The organism is Clostridium transplantifaecale, assembly GCF_900626075.1.
Taxonomy (GTDB): Bacteria; Bacillota; Clostridia; order Lachnospirales; family Lachnospiraceae; genus Otoolea; species Otoolea transplantifaecalis.
In genome coordinates this window covers 457,994-478,340 of sequence record NZ_UYZY01000001.1, presented here as the reverse complement: position 1 = coordinate 478,340, position 20,347 = coordinate 457,994, and the positions used below count along the sequence as shown (strand labels likewise).

At 49.7% G+C, this 20,347-nt stretch carries 18 protein-coding genes; all 18 read right to left on the bottom strand.

Going from position 1 to position 20,347, the window contains the following annotated elements; genetic code table 11:
• Window positions 1-106: 106 nt before the first annotated feature.
• Window positions 107-2,332, bottom strand: a complete 2,226-nt coding sequence (locus EJL91_RS02105; protein ID WP_125140305.1) for a response regulator — start codon at window positions 2,330-2,332, stop codon at window positions 107-109.
• Between the two features lie 123 nt (window positions 2,333-2,455).
• On the bottom strand, window positions 2,456-4,729 hold the full coding sequence (locus EJL91_RS02100) for a response regulator (protein WP_206429442.1): 2,274 nt from the start codon (window positions 4,727-4,729) through the stop codon (window positions 2,456-2,458).
• A gap of 449 nt (window positions 4,730-5,178) precedes the next feature.
• Complete coding sequence (locus EJL91_RS02095; RefSeq protein ID WP_164516730.1) at window positions 5,179-6,642, bottom strand: GntR family transcriptional regulator; 1,464 nt, start codon at window positions 6,640-6,642, stop codon at window positions 5,179-5,181.
• Window positions 6,643-6,719: 77 nt separating this feature from the next.
• The gene (locus tag EJL91_RS02090) at window positions 6,720-7,841 is read right to left on the bottom strand and encodes a hypothetical protein (RefSeq protein ID WP_125140303.1); all 1,122 of its coding nucleotides are present in this window, start codon (window positions 7,839-7,841) and stop codon (window positions 6,720-6,722) included.
• 7 nt (window positions 7,842-7,848) lie between these two features.
• The gene (locus tag EJL91_RS02085; RefSeq protein WP_243125209.1) at window positions 7,849-8,652 is read right to left on the bottom strand and encodes a GyrI-like domain-containing protein; all 804 of its coding nucleotides are present in this window, start codon (window positions 8,650-8,652) and stop codon (window positions 7,849-7,851) included.
• A gap of 138 nt (window positions 8,653-8,790) precedes the next feature.
• Window positions 8,791-9,078 carry a PD-(D/E)XK nuclease domain-containing protein gene (locus EJL91_RS02080; RefSeq protein ID WP_125140981.1) on the bottom strand — a complete coding sequence of 96 codons (288 nt, stop codon included), beginning with the start codon at window positions 9,076-9,078 and terminating at the stop codon, window positions 8,791-8,793.
• A gap of 165 nt (window positions 9,079-9,243) precedes the next feature.
• Window positions 9,244-10,536 carry a TRAP transporter large permease gene (locus tag EJL91_RS02075; protein ID WP_125140302.1) on the bottom strand — a complete coding sequence of 431 codons (1,293 nt, stop codon included), beginning with the start codon at window positions 10,534-10,536 and terminating at the stop codon, window positions 9,244-9,246.
• A 57-nt stretch (window positions 10,537-10,593) separates the two neighbouring features.
• A complete protein-coding gene (locus EJL91_RS02070; protein ID WP_125140301.1) occupies window positions 10,594-11,118 on the bottom strand; it encodes a TRAP transporter small permease in 525 nt (174 codons plus the stop codon).
• 22 nt (window positions 11,119-11,140) lie between these two features.
• Entirely contained in the window at window positions 11,141-12,253 is a 1,113-nt protein-coding gene (locus EJL91_RS02065; protein ID WP_125140300.1) for a TRAP transporter substrate-binding protein, read from the bottom strand.
• A gap of 273 nt (window positions 12,254-12,526) precedes the next feature.
• Window positions 12,527-13,435: an AEC family transporter gene (locus EJL91_RS02060; RefSeq protein ID WP_125140299.1), complete on the bottom strand. Its 909-nt coding sequence runs from the start codon at window positions 13,433-13,435 to the stop codon at window positions 12,527-12,529.
• A gap of 46 nt (window positions 13,436-13,481) precedes the next feature.
• A complete protein-coding gene (locus EJL91_RS02055; protein WP_125140298.1) occupies window positions 13,482-14,675 on the bottom strand; it encodes a M20 family metallopeptidase in 1,194 nt (397 codons plus the stop codon).
• A 26-nt stretch (window positions 14,676-14,701) separates the two neighbouring features.
• The gene (locus EJL91_RS02050; RefSeq protein ID WP_125140297.1) at window positions 14,702-15,394 is read right to left on the bottom strand and encodes a cyclase family protein; all 693 of its coding nucleotides are present in this window, start codon (window positions 15,392-15,394) and stop codon (window positions 14,702-14,704) included.
• A gap of 19 nt (window positions 15,395-15,413) precedes the next feature.
• Window positions 15,414-16,787, bottom strand: coding sequence for a sodium/glutamate symporter (locus EJL91_RS02045; protein WP_125140296.1), 1,374 nt, complete (start codon window positions 16,785-16,787; stop codon window positions 15,414-15,416).
• Window positions 16,788-16,789: 2 nt separating this feature from the next.
• Entirely contained in the window at window positions 16,790-17,998 is a 1,209-nt protein-coding gene (nadD, locus tag EJL91_RS02040) for a nicotinate-nucleotide adenylyltransferase (protein WP_125140295.1), read from the bottom strand.
• Between the two features lie 58 nt (window positions 17,999-18,056).
• Entirely contained in the window at window positions 18,057-18,578 is a 522-nt protein-coding gene (locus EJL91_RS02035) for a molybdopterin-binding protein (RefSeq protein ID WP_125140294.1), read from the bottom strand.
• Between the two features lies 1 nt (window position 18,579).
• Window positions 18,580-18,933: a hypothetical protein gene (locus tag EJL91_RS02030; protein WP_125140293.1), complete on the bottom strand. Its 354-nt coding sequence runs from the start codon at window positions 18,931-18,933 to the stop codon at window positions 18,580-18,582.
• A 17-nt stretch (window positions 18,934-18,950) separates the two neighbouring features.
• Window positions 18,951-19,295 (bottom strand): tautomerase family protein, encoded by a 345-nt coding sequence (locus EJL91_RS02025; RefSeq protein ID WP_164516729.1) that lies wholly within the window; start codon window positions 19,293-19,295, stop codon window positions 18,951-18,953.
• A 31-nt stretch (window positions 19,296-19,326) separates the two neighbouring features.
• On the bottom strand, window positions 19,327-20,343 hold the full coding sequence (locus EJL91_RS02020) for a hypothetical protein (RefSeq protein ID WP_125140291.1): 1,017 nt from the start codon (window positions 20,341-20,343) through the stop codon (window positions 19,327-19,329).
• Window positions 20,344-20,347: the final 4 nt, after the last annotated feature.

The following is a 20,347-nucleotide window of genomic DNA, read 5'->3' as shown; positions in this document are numbered from 1 at the left end:
TGGTGACCGTGCATTTACTCTTGGAAAACCATGGGGATTCATCAGGAAAATTGACGGTATGCACACCTTGGCGTATGGTTTTGTGGGGGAATTCCCGGCGGAGTGTCTAGAGCAATTCCAGTATCGTCTGATAGAGTATATCTACATCTATCGGCTTTGCCAAGTGCCTATTCATACCAGCTGCGATTGCCGCATCAACATCATTGTTGAAAGCATCCGCGGTCATCGCAATAATAGGTATTGTCTTAGCATTATGATGGCTGCTGGCACGAATTTCTCTTGTTGCTGTATAACCATCCATGATTGGCATCTGCACATCCATAAGAACCAAATCAAAATAATTAGCTGCAGAAGACAAAACACGTTCCACCGCCTCCTTTCCGTTCCCTGTACATTCAATTTCCGCCCCGGTGGCTTTCAATAATTCAACTGCTATTTCTCTGTTCAATTCGTTATCCTCCACCAAGAGGAACCGTTTTTCCCTAAATGCGTTTATCTGAACTCTCACCTCATTTTTACTGGATGGATTAGAACCAAACACAGATAATAAAACTTGATAAAGTGTAGATTCAAAGAGTGGTTTCGATATGAACGCATTGGCACCCGCGAAGCGGGCTTCTTCCTCAATTTCACTCCAGTCATAAGCGGAAATAATAATTATCAGTGTATCCGGTCCCACTCTTTCGCGAATACGCCGCGTTACCTCTACACCATCCATCTCCGGCATCTTCCAGTCAACAAGACATACATCGTAATTCGTGCCGATATCGTAAGCCTCCCAAACAATCTTCACTGCCTCCAGTCCCGACTGTACCCACTGTGCTGCAATCCCCATCCGGTTCAAAATCAGGCTGGCATGTGTACACGTAGATTCATCATCATCCACCACCAGTACTTTGATTGAATCCATCTCCCATCTTTTATGAACTACAGCTTCATCTGGAAGATCAAAGGGCAGCTCCACTGTAAAAGTGCTTCCTTCCTTCAGTTTACTTTTTACATGGATAGAACCGCCAAGTAGATGGACTAAATTGTATGTAATTGCCATACCCAAACCAGTCCCACCGTATTTTTGTGAAACTTTATTGTCGGCCTGCTCAAAGGGTGTAAAAAGACGTTCCAAAAATTCCTCGCTCATTCCAATCCCCGTATCACTGATAGCAAACCGCAGGTGTGTCTTGCCGCCTGCCTTAGTCAACTGCCGGATTTCCAGCCGGATTTCTCCCTCCTGAGGGGTAAATTTGATTGCATTAGACAGAAGGTTTAGTAAGATTTGATTCACGCGCATATAATCTCCAATAAATACCTCTTCCGTCACACTGTTCATAGTACACTCGAAATTTTTTCCTTGTCCGCGGGTCTGCGAATGGACAGCAGAGAGAACCGAAGCTGTTAATTGTTCTAATCGGAATGGCTCCTGACAAACAGTCAGTTTTCCCTCCTCAATTTTAGACATATCAAGTATATCATTAATCAGTGACAGTAAATGTCGGGAAGAAAACGCAATTTTGGTGAGACAATCCTCTATCCGCTTGTGATCTTCCAGATGTGAACCTGCAATTGTGGTCATTCCAATAATCACATTCATAGGTGTGCGGATTTCGTGAGACATGCGTGAGAGAAAGTCCTTCTTTGCACTGTTGGCTTTTTGCGCAAGTAAAAGCGCGTCCTGCAACTCGTATTTTCGAGCGGTTAATTCCGCTATGTTCTTTTGTTCGATCCTGCTTGAGTAAACTGTAAGGAATATAATCAGTACCGTTAGTAAAATAGCTGTCCCAGTGGAAACCATTGCCGTGTTACTCGCTTGCGCCGTCAGGCTGTATACCCTTCTATCTGCAAAATCAATGATCACATCCAAACAATCACTGACCTCGTCATAGCAAAAATAGACATGTTCCTCTAAAAATTGCAGGGTTTCATCCGCAGTATGTTGCCCGGCAAAAGGAACAGCTTCCGCCTGGATCGCTATCAACTCTTCCATAGCTTCCCGTAACGCGTATTTATCCTCTTCAGGTCCTAAATAGCGCTCAAAGATGACATCGATTGCTTCGTTTTGCATCTCGTAGCGCTCTTTCAAAAGTTCGTGGACGTCGTCCTCGCTGGTGAAACCCGTTGTTAAAAATATACTGATAAAGCGCTTCATATCAAGTAATCGCGACCGCATTCCTCTGGCGGCGTTCGTTATTTTATACGGATGCTCGTAAATAATTTGAGAGATTGATTTCATACTGTTGGCTGAATAACCACTGGCGCCGGCAAACAAAACAGCAATGATGCAAATCACAACTGAAACTCTTGATAATTTAGTTGTACATTTTATTCCTTCATTCATAGTATAGCCTCCCCCCGGAGCAAAACGCAGTTAATCTCCGCATCGTCTGCAATTAAAATAGGTTGTCGTTTATATCATGGGCTGTTTCAGCACATTGGGCCTTCTTTTGGTGTATGCCCAGTCTCACTCAGGGCGTTCCGTCAAATATTCTCTCAACACGCGATTAAGCTCGGTCATAGACACCGGTTTTGTAATATACCCGTCCATTCCGGCCTCATATGCCCTTGAAGCGTCCTCCACAAATGCGTCCGCAGACATAGCAACAATGGGAATGGGCGCCAGCCCCTTTTCCTTTTCCAATCGCCGAATCTGCCGGGTAGCCTCATAGCCATCCATATGAGGCATCCGAATGTCCATAAAAATCAGGTCATAATATCCGTCTGGAGCGGTCTCCACCACGCGGACTGCCTCTGAACCGTCCCAAACGCTTTCCGCCACACCGCCGCAGTTTTTTATCAATTCCAGCGCAATCTCCATATTCATGGCATTGTCCTCCACCAGAAGAATGCGGCCGGCTAATATACTTCCGGACGATCTGGTCTCCACCGTATTACGGCCAGGCTTTTCTGCGGAAATCGCATCAAGGAGGACATGGCACAGACGCGATTTGAACAACGGTTTTGCCAAAAATGCGTTGATACCGGCTTCATTTGCCTCTGCCTCAATGTCCGTCCAGTCATAGGCAGTCAATATGATGATGGGCGCCTCGCCTCCAACTATGCTCCGGATACGCCGGGTAATTTCCAGACCGTCCATACCGGGCATTTTCCAATTGACGATGACCGAAAGATAGTCCTGGTGGGCTTCATGAGCACAAATGATCTTGTTGACAGCCTCCTCACCGGTCAGCGCCCATTCGCTGCACATTCCAGTCTCCGCAAGCATCCGCGTAGTTTCCTCGCAGACGTCCTGGTCATCATCCACAACCAAAATATGCAGTTCCCGCAGGGCACTTAAGTCGAATGTCTCCCCCTCGGTTTTCTGTAATTTGAAATGGAGTGTCAACTGAAAGACCGTTCCCACCCCGGCCTGACTTTGTACGGCAATATGGCCATTCATCATATCCACAATGCTTTTCACAATGGCCATCCCAAGGCCTGTACCTTCCACTTTGCTTTGGGTCGAGGATTGAGCTCGCTCAAAGGGCAAAAAAATTTTTTTTATAAATTCTTCAGACATGCCAACCCCGGTATCGCTGATGATAAATTGATATGTCCCATATCCGTTGCGCTGCGGCGGCAACTCACGGATCTTTAAACTGATCTCCCCTCCAAAGGGAGTGAATTTCACGGCGTTGCTCATGATATTCAGCAAAATCTGTTTGATGCGCAGGCTGTCGCCAATAACGCGCTCATGCTCCAAGTTGTTTATGCCAACATGGAAATCCTGTTGTTTTGACTTTGTCTGCTGCTGGATCAGTGTAATAAATTCCTGGATAAGTTCCGGCAGTATAATATCTTCCTCACTGAGAGTGACTTTCCCGCTCTCAATCTTACTCATGTCTAACACATCATTTATGAGTCCCAGCAAATGTGTGGAAGCGACTGAAACCTTGCACAGGCAGTCCTTGACTTTTTCCGGATTGTTAAGATTCATACCCGCAATGGCGGTCATGCCGATAATTGCATTCATGGGGGTACGGATATCGTGGGACATATTGGAGAGAAACTGAGATTTTGCAGCGTTTGCATTTTGTGCGGCTGCAAGTGCATCCCGCAGGCCAGCCTGAAGCTGTTCCTCCAGCAAATGCTTTTTCCTGAGAAGGTACATATAGATAAACAGCGATGTCACGACAGCCAGGATCAGGACGGTAGATAAAAAGACCGTACTGAGACGGGATTGCTGCGCCAAAAGTTCCAACTCTGCAAAACTTGCATTTACACCCAGGATCATCGTATCGCACATTTCATTCATTTGCGCTACCTTTGGCTGAATATTTTCCCTGAAATAAAAGGCTGACTCTTCATTCGTCAAAGTTGGGTTCTCACAAAAAACAAGGAATTGCTCAAAAGCGCCGCGCAGATCGGAATAGGTTAGCAGCGCATCGTCAGCATCCTCGGGCTGGTACCTATAGCGTGCCTCTATAAATTCCAGGCTGCCTATGAGTTTTTTATCGATCGCCTCATAGTCGCGTCTTACGCTTTTCAGTACATCGTCAGTGCGAATATAAGTCAAGCGCTCCGCCAAACCGTTCAGGCGGGCGACATCGGTAGTGGTGTCATTAATTTCCAGCGCCACGGGAAAGGGATGGGCGCCAATCATTTCAACCTGAGTCGCAATGTGGTTGATGTTGACCAATGTTATCATGTAATAAAGCAGCAGTAAGCACAATACTAAAATCGTCGTCCATTTTGATAATTTACGGGAATCCACACTTGAAGTAAGTTTTTTTAACAACGCTTTTCAACCTTTCCTGTTTTTTGATATGCGGAAAGGATTTTTGTTCCAGCCGCACCTTGCTCATGTGTTCATATCTTTTTTATAGTATAAATCATGAGAATCTAAAATACAAGTTTTTCCAGAGAAAAGCAGGCAAAAATTGGATTATTTTACATTGGGCATTCCGAAATGCCGCTGATTTACGAGAACTTGGGACATACATACACAGGCTGCTGCGCAAAATACTTTCTCAACCGGGTAACTCCAATAAACTCAACCGGCTATAGACATAATAAAAAAAGACACCAGATAATTTTACATATCTGGCGTCCTGTCAGCATCTTGTCAAAGCGTTTTTCCATCTGACCTTTGTTGTGCAGGGATAGATACTAAATTCCACCCAGACGCAACAAACTTCTCTTTCCCTCCTAAAAAAACTTAACCTATTTGCTCAATATTTTCCTGAGCTAATCCTCCAATTCTGTGGGAAAAAGCCTGAACTGGGCGGATAGCCGCAGCTCGTCCAGAGTAAATCCCCGCTCAAGCAGATAGTTCTTAATAACGGTCAACTCCTGATCGGTCAACTCCCGAACTGCGGCGGCAATTTCCTTTATATCGCCGCTTGTGAGCGCCTGAATCATGGTTTTGGTAAACTGTATATTACCCTCTGCGGTTTCCAGTGCATTTTCACAGATAGCCATAACAGGGTATCCCCAAAGAATCAACCCGTAGAGCCCGCTGTAAATCTCTCGAATGCTTTGCAGATGAGCGTGAACGCCAATAAAGTAAACACATGTTTCCAGTGAAAAGACGCACCGCCCGTTGTAATAAAGGTTTTGTAACAAGGCAGCTAATTCGCCTTTTTTCTCGGCAGTAAAAGCCGGGATCATAGTCTGAAATACTTCTGCACCGGTAAACGTAAGCAGTTCAAACGCCTGGAAAAAAATCGCTATATTGCGGCGGATGGCCGGACTGTCCAACTTGGGTTCGCAGATGCCCGCAGTATTGGAAACCACATAGGTGCCTTTTCCATTCACCGTATTGGTCACACCCAGTTGGTTCGTCATATCAATCGTACGCCGTATGGTAATAACTGAAACGCCATACTGTTCCGCCAGTTTTTGATAAGACACCGGCAGTTGTCCATCGTTGTACTCCCCCGAGCAAATTTCGTGGAGTATGCGCATAACCAGGTTATAACAGATCTGAGTTCGGTTCCTGTAAATGTGCCAAACAAAAGATAACTGCTCACTTTGCGGAGCTGACTGAATCCGTTCGCTGAAATATTGCGTTAAATTCTTGGACACATCTTGAAAGGCTAACTGGGTCTCAAAAATTTGGTAGGTATTGGAGGTCCGGGCGAAAGCAATCAGTTCCAGCAACTGACGGCGTATGGAATCTAACTGATATAGCGGGGTCCCCTCCCGCACGTAAGGAACGCCCAGAAACAGGCAGATTTCCCAAAACAGGTTCATCAACAGCGGATTTTCGGTTTTTTGTAAGATAAAGCAGTAAAAGCGAATCAGATCCTCAGACTTCGCCCTGCTTGCCAGCCGGGTGAGAAGGATGAAATCCTTTTTATCCATTCGGCAAAACTCCTTAATTAGTAAGGGCATAAAGACCAGTTCCGCTGAAAGATAAAGATCGGCAAATGTATTCTTGCGTTGCGAAAAAAAATGCTGCGACCACGCATCAAGTTCTTCTCTGCTTTTATTTAGTGTAACGATTGCACAGCGCCCTCGATGAAGGGAGACGGCACCCTCATCACTTAATTTTTTTAATGCAGCTTGAACCGTCTGCGGTACGACACAAAATGTCCTGCATAAAGTTTCGAGTGAGGGAAGTTTCTCCCCTTTCTTGAAATATTGAAAATAAAGCCTCATCTTGAGGTATTCGTATATGAGTTCGGATAATCCTTTGCCACGATCCAATTGTTGTTCACCTCTTACGTTTTTCTCCATTGTACCATTTGGAAGCGTAAATTTCCATATGAGATCATCTTATTACCTCAGAATCGTATCAGGCGTTTTTTCCGTAATCCTATCGTCCCCTGCTCATGATCAAGCCATAACTCGATATCCCGTTTCATCGCAGCGGTGGAATCGTCTATCGGTATGCGGATCCCCTGGCAGCCGCCTTGACAGGGTTCATTACGCAGCTTTCTGTCGCAGCCATATCCGGCCGCAATCTTTTCACGCAAATATATTGGAAAAGTTTCGATAACATCTGCATATCGATCCGTATGTTTGGTCCTTACAACCAAGCAATATCCATATTTCAAAGATACGTCGAACTCCCATACTCTGCGGGAATAGATATCCCGCGGTGATAAAATCCGCCGGCTGTTTTTTGTATAAGCATACGCAAAATGTGTTGCATTGTCGTTGATGACTGTACAGGTCATACCCATATCCATATAGCGCTGATGTAATTCCAGGGCAAACCTTTGGATATTTTCGGGCTGTGAATGTATTATATCTTTCAAAATACCGGTTACATCCGTATCTTCCGCTTTCATTACCCTGTAATCAAACCTATATAGCTTGTCGGCGTTATTATGAAATCTTACCCACAGTTTTACCGCTGCGATCGACAGAGCCTTTAATCCCGTCGGCATCATTGGAGCATTGGGACAGGTTACTTCTAACAAACCGTCTGTAATATGAAATGTTTTTGCGTCTAAATCAATGCCCGTAAAAGTGAAATCGCAGAGCGCTAAAAACCGCAGATACTCCATTTGCTTAGAAACCGGTATTTGGGGTTTGCGGGCTGTAAATGACGGAATTTCAGTGATGAATAAGGACTCACCGCTTTCATTCAGTCTGCCGTCATAACCGATGTCAAGCAAAAGCTGATTTATATGATTTAAAAACGGATAATCTAAAGGGTTCCTCGTATTCTGCGGTTTAACATAGAGATGCCCGTCTGAGATTAAGCGGTCACAAAATACATACAAAAAATCCCGGAAAGCAATCACACCGCTTCGGATATTCTCTTCGCTTGAAATGTTTTTGAACATTGGTTTCAGTTCATACGCATCCGGTATATCCGCCGGTATCAGATTTTTCAGATAAGCCGCATACTCACCGATTGGTTTTTGCATTACTTTCTCGCCATGGCCTGTACTCATTGGTTCATCACCTTGTTTTTTCCTTAATGGGCAGCAGTAAATCTAGCTGCGTATCCTCCATTTTCGCGCCGTTATTCATGAGGTTGTAATAATTTAAGATTTCCTCAAAACATGGGCCTTCGGCTTCTTCATATTTTTCGCTTGCACCGACCCATTCCCGGAGCAAACGCCAATCCTGAAAATTCCAGTCCCTTAGCACATGGGCGGCATACATTCCGCCGCCGAACGTTTTTTTAACCAGGGGCGGTGTGATTTCCATATCTTCGGGGATTGATACCCATGCTTCATATGCCGTTGGGGTGGCCCCAGCCACCACTCTTAAGTCTGCTCTGGAACAGTCAAATCCCATTCCTCTGGCATCGGGTTTTATTTTCAGTAATTCCGTTTCATAGACAAATCTCTCAATCATACCGGTCGCTTCCGGCCCCACGCCATATTCGGCTTTCCCCGAAAAATGGGCCGCCGCGACGGTCATTGGCGGCAGGTAAACAATCCGCACATCTTTGTCCTCCAGCTTTTGTAAAATCTCGTTTGCTTTGTTCAGGTCTTCCATCGATTTTTCCTCCCGTATTGTATTATTGGGGAAGGAAATGCTGTCCACGATGGCAAAAACAGAGCTGTCCCCAAGATAGTCCAGCTGTAAATGCAGATTTGCTTTTTCCTGCAGTTCCCGGACAAGACTGCTGAGAATCGATTTGACCGTTGATAACGCTGTCATCTGCTCATCTAACTCACTGATATTGCGCTCAAATACCTCAATCACACCCAATTTTTTTGATACCGTACTGACGGTCTGCATCTGATTCATCATTTATACACCTTCCTTTCGGTTAAGTATAAAGGACGACACGGTGTCAGTGTCAAGAAAAAATTCCCAGATGAAAAATTTATAGTAATATTATGTGGTCACAAGCTGATTATTTCAAATCCATGGTTAGAACACGATTAATTAAAACGGTTCTGTAACCTTATCATAGCTAATGCCAATAGCAAGAATCCTTCCACTATACCATGGAGATTCTCCTAAATGCCTCCTGAACCGGAGGGCATACTCTTTATCTTTTATTTGTTGGATCGCCTCCTGAGGTGTATGACCTACTTTCAATTTTAATATGATACAGCCCGAACCTTTGTCTATTTCCGGATAAAAGATAAAGTCCACATATCCCTTTCCAGCCTTGTCTTCACATTCCACTTTATAAATATCGCGTATCGCTAGATATACAAGATTTACGATGGCGGTTAATTCCGTATCATGATTATAGCTTAAAAATGGTCCCTCTGTATTGTGCGCCTTCTTTTATCATAAAAAACTGTGAAGAATCGCTCACAAAAAATCACTGTTAGCCGATTCTTCACAGTCCCTACTGTAATCTGAATTTTGTATATTTCAAAAAGTTCCTTATACCCCTCTGGCTCCGGCTAATCTTGGTATGAAGAGAGAAATTTCCGGAAGATATGTCACCAGAAGTAATGCCAGAAGAGAGATAAGCAGCAGCACCACCAGTTTCTTCACGATATCACCGACGCTGATTCCGGCTATGTTGCAGGCGACAAACAAATCCAGGCCCACAGGCGGCGTCACAAGGCCGATCGCCAGGTTCACCACCATGATAACGCCGAAGTGAATCGCATTTACACCGACGGCCTTTGCCAGAGGAAGTAACAGTGGCACAAGCACGATAATGGCGGAGCTTGCATCCAGGAAGCAGCCTGCAATCAAAAGCACCAGGTTTATTAATACCAGGATAAGAACTTTACTATCCGTCGCCGCGGTCACCCAGGCCGCCATTTTAGCTGGAACCCCCTGGCTGACAACGATATAGGAAAATGCGGAGGCGCCCATAATGATAAACAGAATCGTCGCGGAACCGACCGCCGCTTTTACCATAATCGTGGGAATATCCTTTATCCTTAATTCACGGTATATAAACATTCCAATCACAAACCCATAGACTACGGCAATTCCGGCCGCCTCTGTGGGAGTGAATATGCCTCCGTAAATTCCTCCCAGAATAATAAATGGCATCAGAAGGGCAAAAAATGCATTTTTAAAAGCCTCCAGTTTCTCTTTTGCCGTGGTTTTCTGTTCCCTTCCCCGATAATTATTTTTCTTGGCGACAAAGAAGTTCACCAGGATCAACAGGCCGCCAATCAGGAATCCGGGGCCGAACCCCGCCATGAACATATTGCCCACCGAAACCTCAGCCTGCACTGCATAGACAATCATCGGGACGCTGGGCGGAATGATGATTCCGATCGCCCCTGCAGTCGCCATAAGCGCCGCCGCATATCTCACGTCGTAACCTTCTTCTTTCATGGCTGGGATCAGGATCCCTCCCAGAGCCGCGACCGTCGCCGGCCCGGAGCCGGAAATCGCGGCGAAAAACATGCTGGTCACAATGGCAATCACACCAAAGCCGCCCTTTACATGGCCGATACACGCGTTTGCAAATTCGATCAGCCTTTTTGAGAGTCCGCCCACCTCCATAAGGGAACCTGCCAGCATGAAAAACGGAATCGCCATCAGTGAATAGGAGTCCGTGGCGGAATAAATCAGCTGCGTGACCAGGGATGGCTGTAAGCGGCCGCCCTCGAAAATCAAGGCCAGGAATGCCGACAGGCCCAGGCTGGCTGCGATGGGAACATTCAATATTAAAAATACTACAAAGGTAACTCCTACAATTGTAACCATAAACTTGTAACTCCCCTCCCTTTTTTATCTCCTCCGCCTCCTTTATGGAGACTGTCTCTACAGCAGCCCCTCCAGAATACCTATTTTCCCTTCTGTTTTCTCTGGCCCCTTCAGGACATCCTCGTACAATACCTGTAAAGCTCTGATGATTGTAAAGGAAAAACCAATCGGCAGAGACATGGAGATGTACCCAACCGGAAGTCTCATCGCAATCGTCACCTGATTGGTCGCGAACTGTTTCATCGTGACGTGAATGGAATAATAAATGACGAGGATACAGAAGGCAATCAGAATCGCATAGGTCAGAACGGCCAGTATTTTTCTCACCTTCACGGGGAAACACTTTACAACCGCGTCCACCCCCAGATGGCTTCTCGTCTTCATCCCCCAACTGATACCCATGCAGGAACTCCAGACAAACAGAGCTCTCAAAAGTTCTTCCGACCAGGGAAGCGAATAATGAAAACAGTATCTTGTAATGACTTGGGCAAAGCATACCACCGTCATAATCGAAAAGGTAACCGTAAGCACCGCTTCTTCAAAATGACTCAACCCATTCAATAAAATCTTTCCTCTTTTCACCCCATCAACCTCCTCGGCAGAATTAATAATTTTCAACTGCTTTAACAATACTGTCCACTAGTTCGGACCCTAATTTTCCTCTGTACTCATCATACACGGGCTGGACCTGAGCCTTAAACGCCGCCCTCTCTTCCGGGGTCAGCTCAATAATCTCACAGCCGTACTCCACAAACGTTTTCATTTTCTCTTCTTCCGATTCGCCTTCAAGCTGAACCTCATATTCCGCCGCTTCTTTTGCCGCTTGGATAAAGATCTCACGATCCTCCTCTGATAAGCTGTCTAACAGTTCGGAGTTAAAAAAAATCCAGGCCGGCTCCCAGCAGTGGGCCGTTGTCGTAATATAGGGACATACCTCGTACAGTTTATTGGAATCAATGGCCGGTATATTGTTCTCATTACCGTCCACCGTTCCCTGCTGGATGGCGGTGTAGACCTCCGTCATATTCATCGGCGTCGGATCGGCTCCCCAGGCTTTGAATTCGGAGAGCAGCACCTCCGACTCAGGAACGCGGATCTTGAGGCCCGCCAGATCTTTTGGAGTTCTGACCTGGCGGACGGCATTAGCCAGATATCTTGTCCCGTTTTCGCAGAGGGCTACGCCAGTGATACCGTTGGATTCCAGCCAGGTCATAGCCTGAGCGCCGACCTCGGAGTGATTCAGGATGTCCAGGCCCTGCTCTCTGTCTTCAAATAAAAAGGGCAGAGCAAAAACACCGTAATTCGGGTTAAAGCCTTCCAGGCTCAGAGAAGCGTGAACCATGATGTCCAGCCCGCCGTTTCCCACCATCTCGATCAGTGTCCGGCTGCTTCCGCCGGAGAGTCCGGCCGCCGGATGCACCTCCACCGTGTATCTGCCGTCGGTTCTCTCATAAAGCAGTTCGCCCAGCTTTTCCAGGCACTGCTGCCACGGGTGGGAATCATTAAACACATGCGAGGCCAGCAGTACCGTCGTCCCCTCGGGCACCTGTGATGCCTCCCGGGACGCGGCCCCCGCTTCCGTATCCGCCTTAGCCGCATTCCCCGCGCTGTCTGAAGCTTTGGTTCCTCCGCAGCCGGCAAGCACACCGGCCGCCATCACTGTAGCCGCTAAAAGCGCTGTCCATTTTTTGAATTTCTTCATTTTAAAATTCTTCATTGTTCATCCTCCCTGATTATACTATCGGTTGTTTTACCTCCCAGCTGCTATTTTTTGTATAGAATGTATATTTTCAGCAGCCGTACACCTCTTTCTATATCAAATATTACCATGACAAAAATACTGTGTAAAATATTATCTCAACTATAAAAAATATAGCATTCGTATTATGACGGCTACGCTTTTGTTCTTTCAGACAAAAAGGTAATCCCGCCATGAATCCGGCAGGATTGCCTTTTGTAACAGCGCCAACACTTACTCTTGCACCGGTTCTCATATCAACGTCATAATAATCAGCACATAGCAGAGAATGGAGAACAGGATGGACAGCGTGCTCGCGGCGGCCGCCGTCTCCATATCGCAGCCGTTCTGTTGCGCGTAGATCACGGTTGGCGAGGAGATAGGGGAAAACGGCGCGATCATCATGACCTGCTTAAACAGCGTCGGCAGAGCCGTAAATGACAGAACCACCACGAACGCGGCCGCCATCAGGAACCGGATGCCCAGCAGCTTAAACGCCGCCCGAAGCGCCTGCGCGCTCTTTCCGAAGTTCACCTGTGTACCCACCATAAACATGATCAGGAAAATATTGGCCGGCGCGATCATTCCCACGATGTCGAGAACCGCCGCCGGAAACGGAACATGAATCAAAGACATTCCAATCAAGATAAGATAGACCGTAAACGGTACGCTGTGCAGCAGATTGGAACAGAGCTGCCGCAGGCTCACCCTCCTTGTGCCGTGCAGCACCATTTCCGCAAATGCGTTCGTCCCTCCCAGGCACATGATGCAGTTGCCCACATCAAACATCCCCAGATAACCGGTGGCCGCAATGGGGAAGAAGCTCTGGCAGAATGGGATCGCAAAGTTGGAAATATTATAGCCGGAGCAGCAGAGCATCCCGCCCGCCGTCTCAGGGGCCGGCCGGTTCCTGTACAGATACCTTCCGGCCAGCATTCCCGCATAGCTGAGCAGGAGTCCGAGGGCAAAGGCCAGGATCATCATCACGTCGAACGGCACGCTGGAAAACCCGTAGATCAGGGAACAGGGCAGGGTGAAATTCATGATGATTTTTCCGAAAACCTTCCCTTCCTCCATGGTCACCAGTCCGGCCCTCCGGCTGAACATTCCGATCAGGATCATGACGATAAATCCGATCGCTTTAATAATTGTAGCATACATATTGCTTTTGCCTTCTTCCCGCATACATTTCAGCCGCTGACGGCAATCACCCAGCCATCAGCTTGACCAGAGTCAGCATGTACGCCTCGATATTATGCAGATAGTCATCGATGTCAAACCGCTCGTCGGGGCTGCCCACGCAGGACGTCAGCGCCCAGCACCAGTTCGGCATCGGGATATGATTGTATTTCTGAATTGTCGCAGCGTCCGAGCCCCCGTGCCGGTAAAACAGCTTTGCGGGTTTTCCCGTCACTTCCTCATAAGCCTCCCTGCAGGCCCTCACGATATCTGAATTTTCATCTACATTAAGGCCGGGTCGGTCGGAGATCAGTTCATATTCATAATTCATATCCGGATCCGCCGTTTTAAGCGCATCCAGGATCCCGAGCACCGCTTTCCTGACTTCCTTAAGCGTCTCGCTGGGAATCATGCGGTAGTCAACGGCAAATCTGGCCTCGGCCGCATGGACGTTGGGAGCTGCCCCCGCGTGCAGCATGGTGATCTCCAGGGAGGCACTTTCATAGATCGGATCCTTCTTCTTCCGGACCACCTGATCCCGGTACTGGTAGAGCGCGTTTATGGCAATGACCGCCTTCTCTAACGCGTTCTTTTTCGTGTGGGGGCGCGCCGAGTGCTGCGCCTCGGCCCGGTACGTCACATAGAAACGGAACATGCCGGAATGCCCCACCAGGATCTTCTGATCGGTCTGTTCCATGCAGATACCGAAATCGCCGTCCAGATAGCCCTGGGGAGCCAGCCATTTGGAGCCGTAGCGCCCGCCCAGCTCCTCGTCGCAGAGGTAACTTAAAAGGATGCTCCCCTTCGGGTCAAATCCCATCCGGCGCAGGAACGCGACGGCCATGAGCGCGGCCGCGTCCCCTCCCTTCATATCCGAGGCCCCTCTCCCATAAACCGCGTGATCGGCGACCTTTCCCGAATAAGGGCCGTAAGTACCCTCATCTCCGTCCGTGGGCGGAAAGGTGTCCATGTGGCCGTTGAAGACAAACCGTTTGCCGGGAGTGCTGCCGAACCACTCGGCCAGCACATTGGGGTGTTCCTCCGAAATCCCCACGATTTTAGGTTCCAGCCCCGCCTGCTCAATCCATTTGCAGAATATCCGACTGACCGCGGTTTCATCGCCGGTATTGCTGGGCGTCCGGATGAGCTCAGACAGGCATTCAACGGCCTCATCGCTGTTATCCTGAACAAATTTGTGAATTTCTTCCTTTGAAATATTCATCCTGTTTTCCTCATATTCTTCTCTTACTATACAATCGCAATGGCGCGGATCGGGGTGGCGCTGCCGCCCTCCACCATGAGGGGAAGGCCGATAAAGTAGCAGAAGGGCGGAAGATCCTTTAAATTTCTCAGATTTTCATAGATGACGATCCTGGCAGGAAGCAGAATCTGATGGGTCAGATGTTCCTCATCACTGCATACATCGATGGCCGCCACGTCCACACCGACGCCCTTTACCTTCTTCTCTACCAGGTATTTCGCGGCCTCCACCGTGATTCCGGGCCAGACGAAGAGCCCATCATAGAACTTATCCTCCCAGCCGAGGCTGAACAGCACGATATCCCTTTCCCCGATCGCTCCGTTTTCCGCCTCCCACGCCTTGATATGGTTGGTCTCTACCTCCATCACATCCAGTTTGATGACGGCGGCGCGGCCCATGAACCGGCTCGCAGGTACGGAGGCGATATCACCCTCATAGCCAAAATGGCAGGGTGCGTCCGCGTGGGTTCCCGCGTGTTCGCTCATGAAAATCGAGCTGTACTCAAAGACGCTGCCGGATTTCCGGGTGACGACCCACTCCTTCTTAAAGGGCGGTGCTCCCCAGAGCGCGGGTGTTTTGGGGCTCAGTGGCCAGGACAGCTCCACGATCTTCGAGGAATCAACCAGTTCGCTCATTTTCCTGACATTTTCATATGTATCTACATTTTCATTTCCATTCATCCTAACACTTCTCCCTTCTTCACACTGCCTGTCTTCGGCAGAATACGATCATCGGAACAAAACACATCGCGGCGATACCCAGGCTTAAAAGAGCTCCTGTCAGAGCTCCCCGGGTGAACGTGACAGAGATCAACAGAGCCATGAGCGGCGTGTTGACAAAGCTGGCCAGCGTGTAGCCAAGGGCATAGTCCTTGAGGGCCGGAGTCTTAAGCTCCGGATCGGCCATCTTAGTGAGAAGCATACCGCTGACATAGACTCCCATGTTGGAACCAAGGGGCCCCAGAATTTTCTCAAACCAGAATTCCCGCAGGAACCGCCTGCCGATTCCGTAGCAGACAAGAACCGTGACGAGAATGCCCAGCGCAAACATGATCAGCATCGGAAGCCAGTAGGTCATCACCAGATCGACGGGAATGCTCATGATGGCGGCGACGATGATATAGTCGGACAGGAAACCGGTGATCTTATTCTTCACGGTCTCGTCAAACAGATACTCGATCCGGCAGCCCCGGATGATGCACCAGAAAACCGCCATCAGAATCATTGCGTAAAACCAGGTTGCCATGGCGCTGAGAATCCCGATGTTCAGCTTCCCGACCCAGCCGCTGAGTATATAAGCTCCGCCGGAAGCGGCAAATAAAAGGGCCAGATGCAGGGTCAGCGTTTCAATGCTGTTGGGGACGGTGGTCTGAACCCCCAGGGAAGGACGTTCCTCCCCGTCCGGGGCGTAATAGCCCCTCTGAACATCCTTTGAGATGGCCTCCCCGGTCTTCACCACCGTGGTATAACCCCTGCGGGCCGCCATATTGATCAGGATGACGCCGACCACGATTGCGCCGACCAGACCGACGGTGGCGGAAGTGCTGGCGACGCCCTGCGCTACCTCCCAGTAGGGAGCGTTCAGATCCTTAAGCGCGCTGCCAAGGCTGCCGGCCATGCCATGGCCCCCGCAGAACCCGAAGGGCAGCTCCAGGCCGAAGGTCGCATAGGCCTCCCCGCCCGCCGCGCGGCAGCCCACATTGACCAGCAGGCCGACCACAAACTGCAGGAAACATCCGCCGGTCAGAATACTGAAAATGGTTATGATATCCTTCTGCTTCGTCAGCCCTTTCCCGCCCGCCGGCTGCATGCACATCGGAACGGCCGCGAGAACCGGGACGATGAGAACGCCGGGCAGGGAGGAGGCTGCCGACATCAGCTCCTCCGGAAACGGAATAACATTTAAAACATTGGGCCCCACAATCAGCCCCAAAAATCCGCCTATCACACAGGCGGGAAGATATAGTGTCTGAAATATCTTCACCTTTGCCCTCAGAAATGCTCCAATCAGAAGAAGCACGCTGAACACGGCGAACGCTTTCAGCATTAGCGTCATTGCTGCCGATACAGTCATATTTAGTCCCTCCAACTATCTTTTTTTACATATAGCCGATGAAGCCCCATAAGCTCCTCCACCGATTCCGGCAGTAAATACCGGATGGAACGGCCCTCCACGATTCTTTGCCGGATCTCCGACGAGGAGACCGGGTAGGAGGGCACGGAAACCGGCGTCAGTTCCGCATGGAAGCTTAAGCACAGCTCCCCGGCAATCCCTTCGTCAAAGCCGTATCCCGGCCTTGTGAGAACGGCGAAACGGCAGAGAGAGGCGAGTTTGGAAAAATCCCTCCAGCGCGGCAGGCTGGGGAGGACATCCGCTCCCATGAGAAAGGTGAGCGATGCGTCCCCGTCGCAAAGGCTGCGGATTTCTTTTACCGTGTCCGCGGCAAAGGAGAACCCCTCCCGTGTCAGTTCCAGATCAGAGACGCAGAAACCGGGATTGCTCCGCACCGCCTGATAGAGCATCTCATACCTGAGCCAGCGGCCGGTCACGGACTCCCGGCGGTAGGGGACATTTCCGTTGGGCATGAATACGACAAGATCCAGACCTAGCGCTTCTCTCGCCGCCTCCGCCGCCGTCAGGTGGCCGTAATGGATCGGGTCAAAGGTGCCGCCGAATATGCCAATCCGCTTAACTCCCCGGAATTCCCTCCTGGCGCGTCTCCGGTGAATGACCTCGTCAAGCGTAACCATCCTCTCTTGGACAGCCACCATGCCGAAGGCCTCCTCCCCGCTGCCGTCGGAGAGAAAGAGAAATTCCCTTCCGCTTTCCGCCAGGGCGTGGTAAAAATCGATGAGATCCGCCTTCCCCTCAGCCGAGAAGAACTGTATCTTCCACTCGTCTTCCTGATGATCCCTGACGCAGAAGGCGGCATATCCGGGGCGCACTCCGTAAATCAGGCCGTTTTCCCGCCGGTACGTGTCCTCGGAAGAAAGAGGCCGTCCGGTGAAATCCCCGAAGATCCCCCCGGTGTTTCCCTCCGCTCCCGGAACGCCTGCCGTCGCCCCGAGTACGGCGATCTCCGATCCGACCTCCGAAAGCAGCGTATGCATCATTTCATTTAAACGGTAATCAATAATGTAGCCAGCTGTGTAGGGGCCGAAAACCGTATTGGAAAGTTCCCCTAAAAGGCGCAGAATCCTCCCCGTTTCCCCCTCCGCGCAAAAACCGCAGACGGCAACCGGTATCTGATCCTTTGTGACTCCTGAATAGATAAATGACTCCATAACAACCCTCCAAACGGCCCAAACAGGCTATTTTTTTCTAACAAAAAGGGGCCTGCTGTCAAGCCCCGTAAGTTTTTCTCAGCGCTTCTGCCATCGCCTTATTGATTTTTTCCAGATCCGGGCCGTCCCCGTCCTCTGTATAGGTTTCACAGAAGGCGCGGATGGCGGCCTTCGCTTCCTCACAAGGACCGGGCAGGTTCAATACCAGGGCCTGCCCCAGCCGGCCGATGATGAGTTTACTCCACAGGTGGCCGTTCTTGCCGTAAATCTCGCAGGAATGCTTTTCCGAAAGAATCTCTTCCAAAGACGAATGGGTAAAATCTTTTCCCAATGTCGGGCTGTAGCGGTGTCCGCCCCCGCTTCCCCCGATCATGACGATCAGGTCGTACCCCTCCCCGGCGCATTCCCAGATTCGGCCGATGATGGCGTCCTCGCGGTCCCTGACCGGGGCCAGACGGGTGATGACGCTGTTTGTATTGAGACCCAGCAGTTCACTCATCACGGCCGGACTGTCCGTATCGAGGATCATGCCGGCGATCAGCTCGTCTCCTGTGGGGATGATCACTGCTTTCTGAAACATGTTATAACCACCTCTCCATCATGCACTGCGTCTCCGAATACGTGGGGACCTCGCTGATATCCACGGTTTTTATCTTGTCAACCGAAGAAATCTGGGCCAGATCCGTCAGAGTGATCCCGTCTGCCACGGAAATTGCCTGAATCAGCCCCTCTCCGTCCTTCCGGATATCCTCCTCTTCTACTCCGTAGACGTCCATCTCGATCGAGGAACCGGTCACCCCAATCACCCTGGCAGCGCTTTTTAGCTTCTCCTGCATCAAATTTTCCACCTGCTGGATATTCAGTCCCTTTATGGTAATGCCCGTGATCTTGACCACGGTCTTATCAACCTGAACAATAATCTTGCTGTCATCCATTTTACATTCCTCCCGCGTCAGCGCGGTTTCCCGGCGACTCCGACGTTTTCCCCGTCCAGATCGTGGAAGAATACCACGATCCGTTCCGGCCTGATTTCTGAAATCCCCTGCACGATCCCGGTGAGCTTTTCTATGATCTCTGCTTTGGCCTCCCTGCTCCGGTTCGGATGCTTTGACCACGAGATTGTGAATACCGCCTCCGGAAATCTGACATTCTCCTCGTCGTTCTCATGAATCAGCACATTGACCGCCTCCGAGGGAACCTGAACCGCCGTGCTGACCGTCTCGGCGATCGTCTCGATCAGGTTCCGCTTTTCTTCGGCTGAAATTTTTTTCGTCCAATTTAAATTGATAACAGGCATGTTTCCCCTCCCCATTTCTTCACAAAGATGTTCAGACCTCCGCGTAAAAGATCTCGACGGCGTCCTTCACATCCAACACCTGGTACTCTTCCCCGCCTGGCAGAATCTCGTCTGCCAGGCTGATAATCTCTTCCGGCGTCATCGGCTCTGTCTGTTCCGTCATCCATTCTTTTGTAAATCCGACAGACGCTAGCTCCTCATAGGCCGCTTCCTCGATTTTATCCATAGCGATCCTGGTTCCCAGAAGGCGGGAGATCACGAGGATAGAAGGGGCCGGGCCGATGTCCTCTCCCGGTACCATACCGGCCCGGAGCGCCTGGATGATATAGCGGGCCAGAACCTTTTTGTCACAGGTGATCACGGGAATATGGGCCTTCAGCCCCTTAGCCTTCTCCCCGCTTCTGTGGGCGGTCTGGCCTACGTGGAACGCCCGCTTTGGCATGATTCTTCCGTATTCCTCCCCGACCACCATGCCGATACTCACGGAAATAATCTCGCCGGTCTTTCCGACGAGGATGCGGCCGTCGCGGATGATCTCTATCTGGCCAAGAATGGGGAGCAACAGCTCTTCCATGGTGATAATGCTCCACACCTCGGTGCCAGCATTGTTGTTGCAGGCCCGGCCCGTCATCGCCGCGTTGTGGATCGGCAGCAGCTTATCCTTCGGCCCCATGACCAGACGGCGTCCCGGATATATCCGATCCCACTGTTTCAGATGCGGTTCCTCCTCGATCAGTTCTTTCGAGTAGGGAACCTCCAGCATCTCCAAAAAGCCGAATTCCGGGTGGATCCGGTTCCGGTCGGATGCGGCCATGGCAACGATGGCGCCCTCCACCAGAAGTCCATCACTGGTGGTCGTCACACAGTCCATATCGATAATATTCATCATCGTCGGATCCGGCTGGGTCTTTGCAATCGCCTCGCAGGCTTCTTTGAAGCTAATCCCGCACTTCGTCACGTCCTTCGCGTCGATGAATACCAGGTTCAGGGGGATAATCTGGCCGTTCAGCCGGCCGGTCCGGATCATCTTATATTTTAACTGTCCCATTACA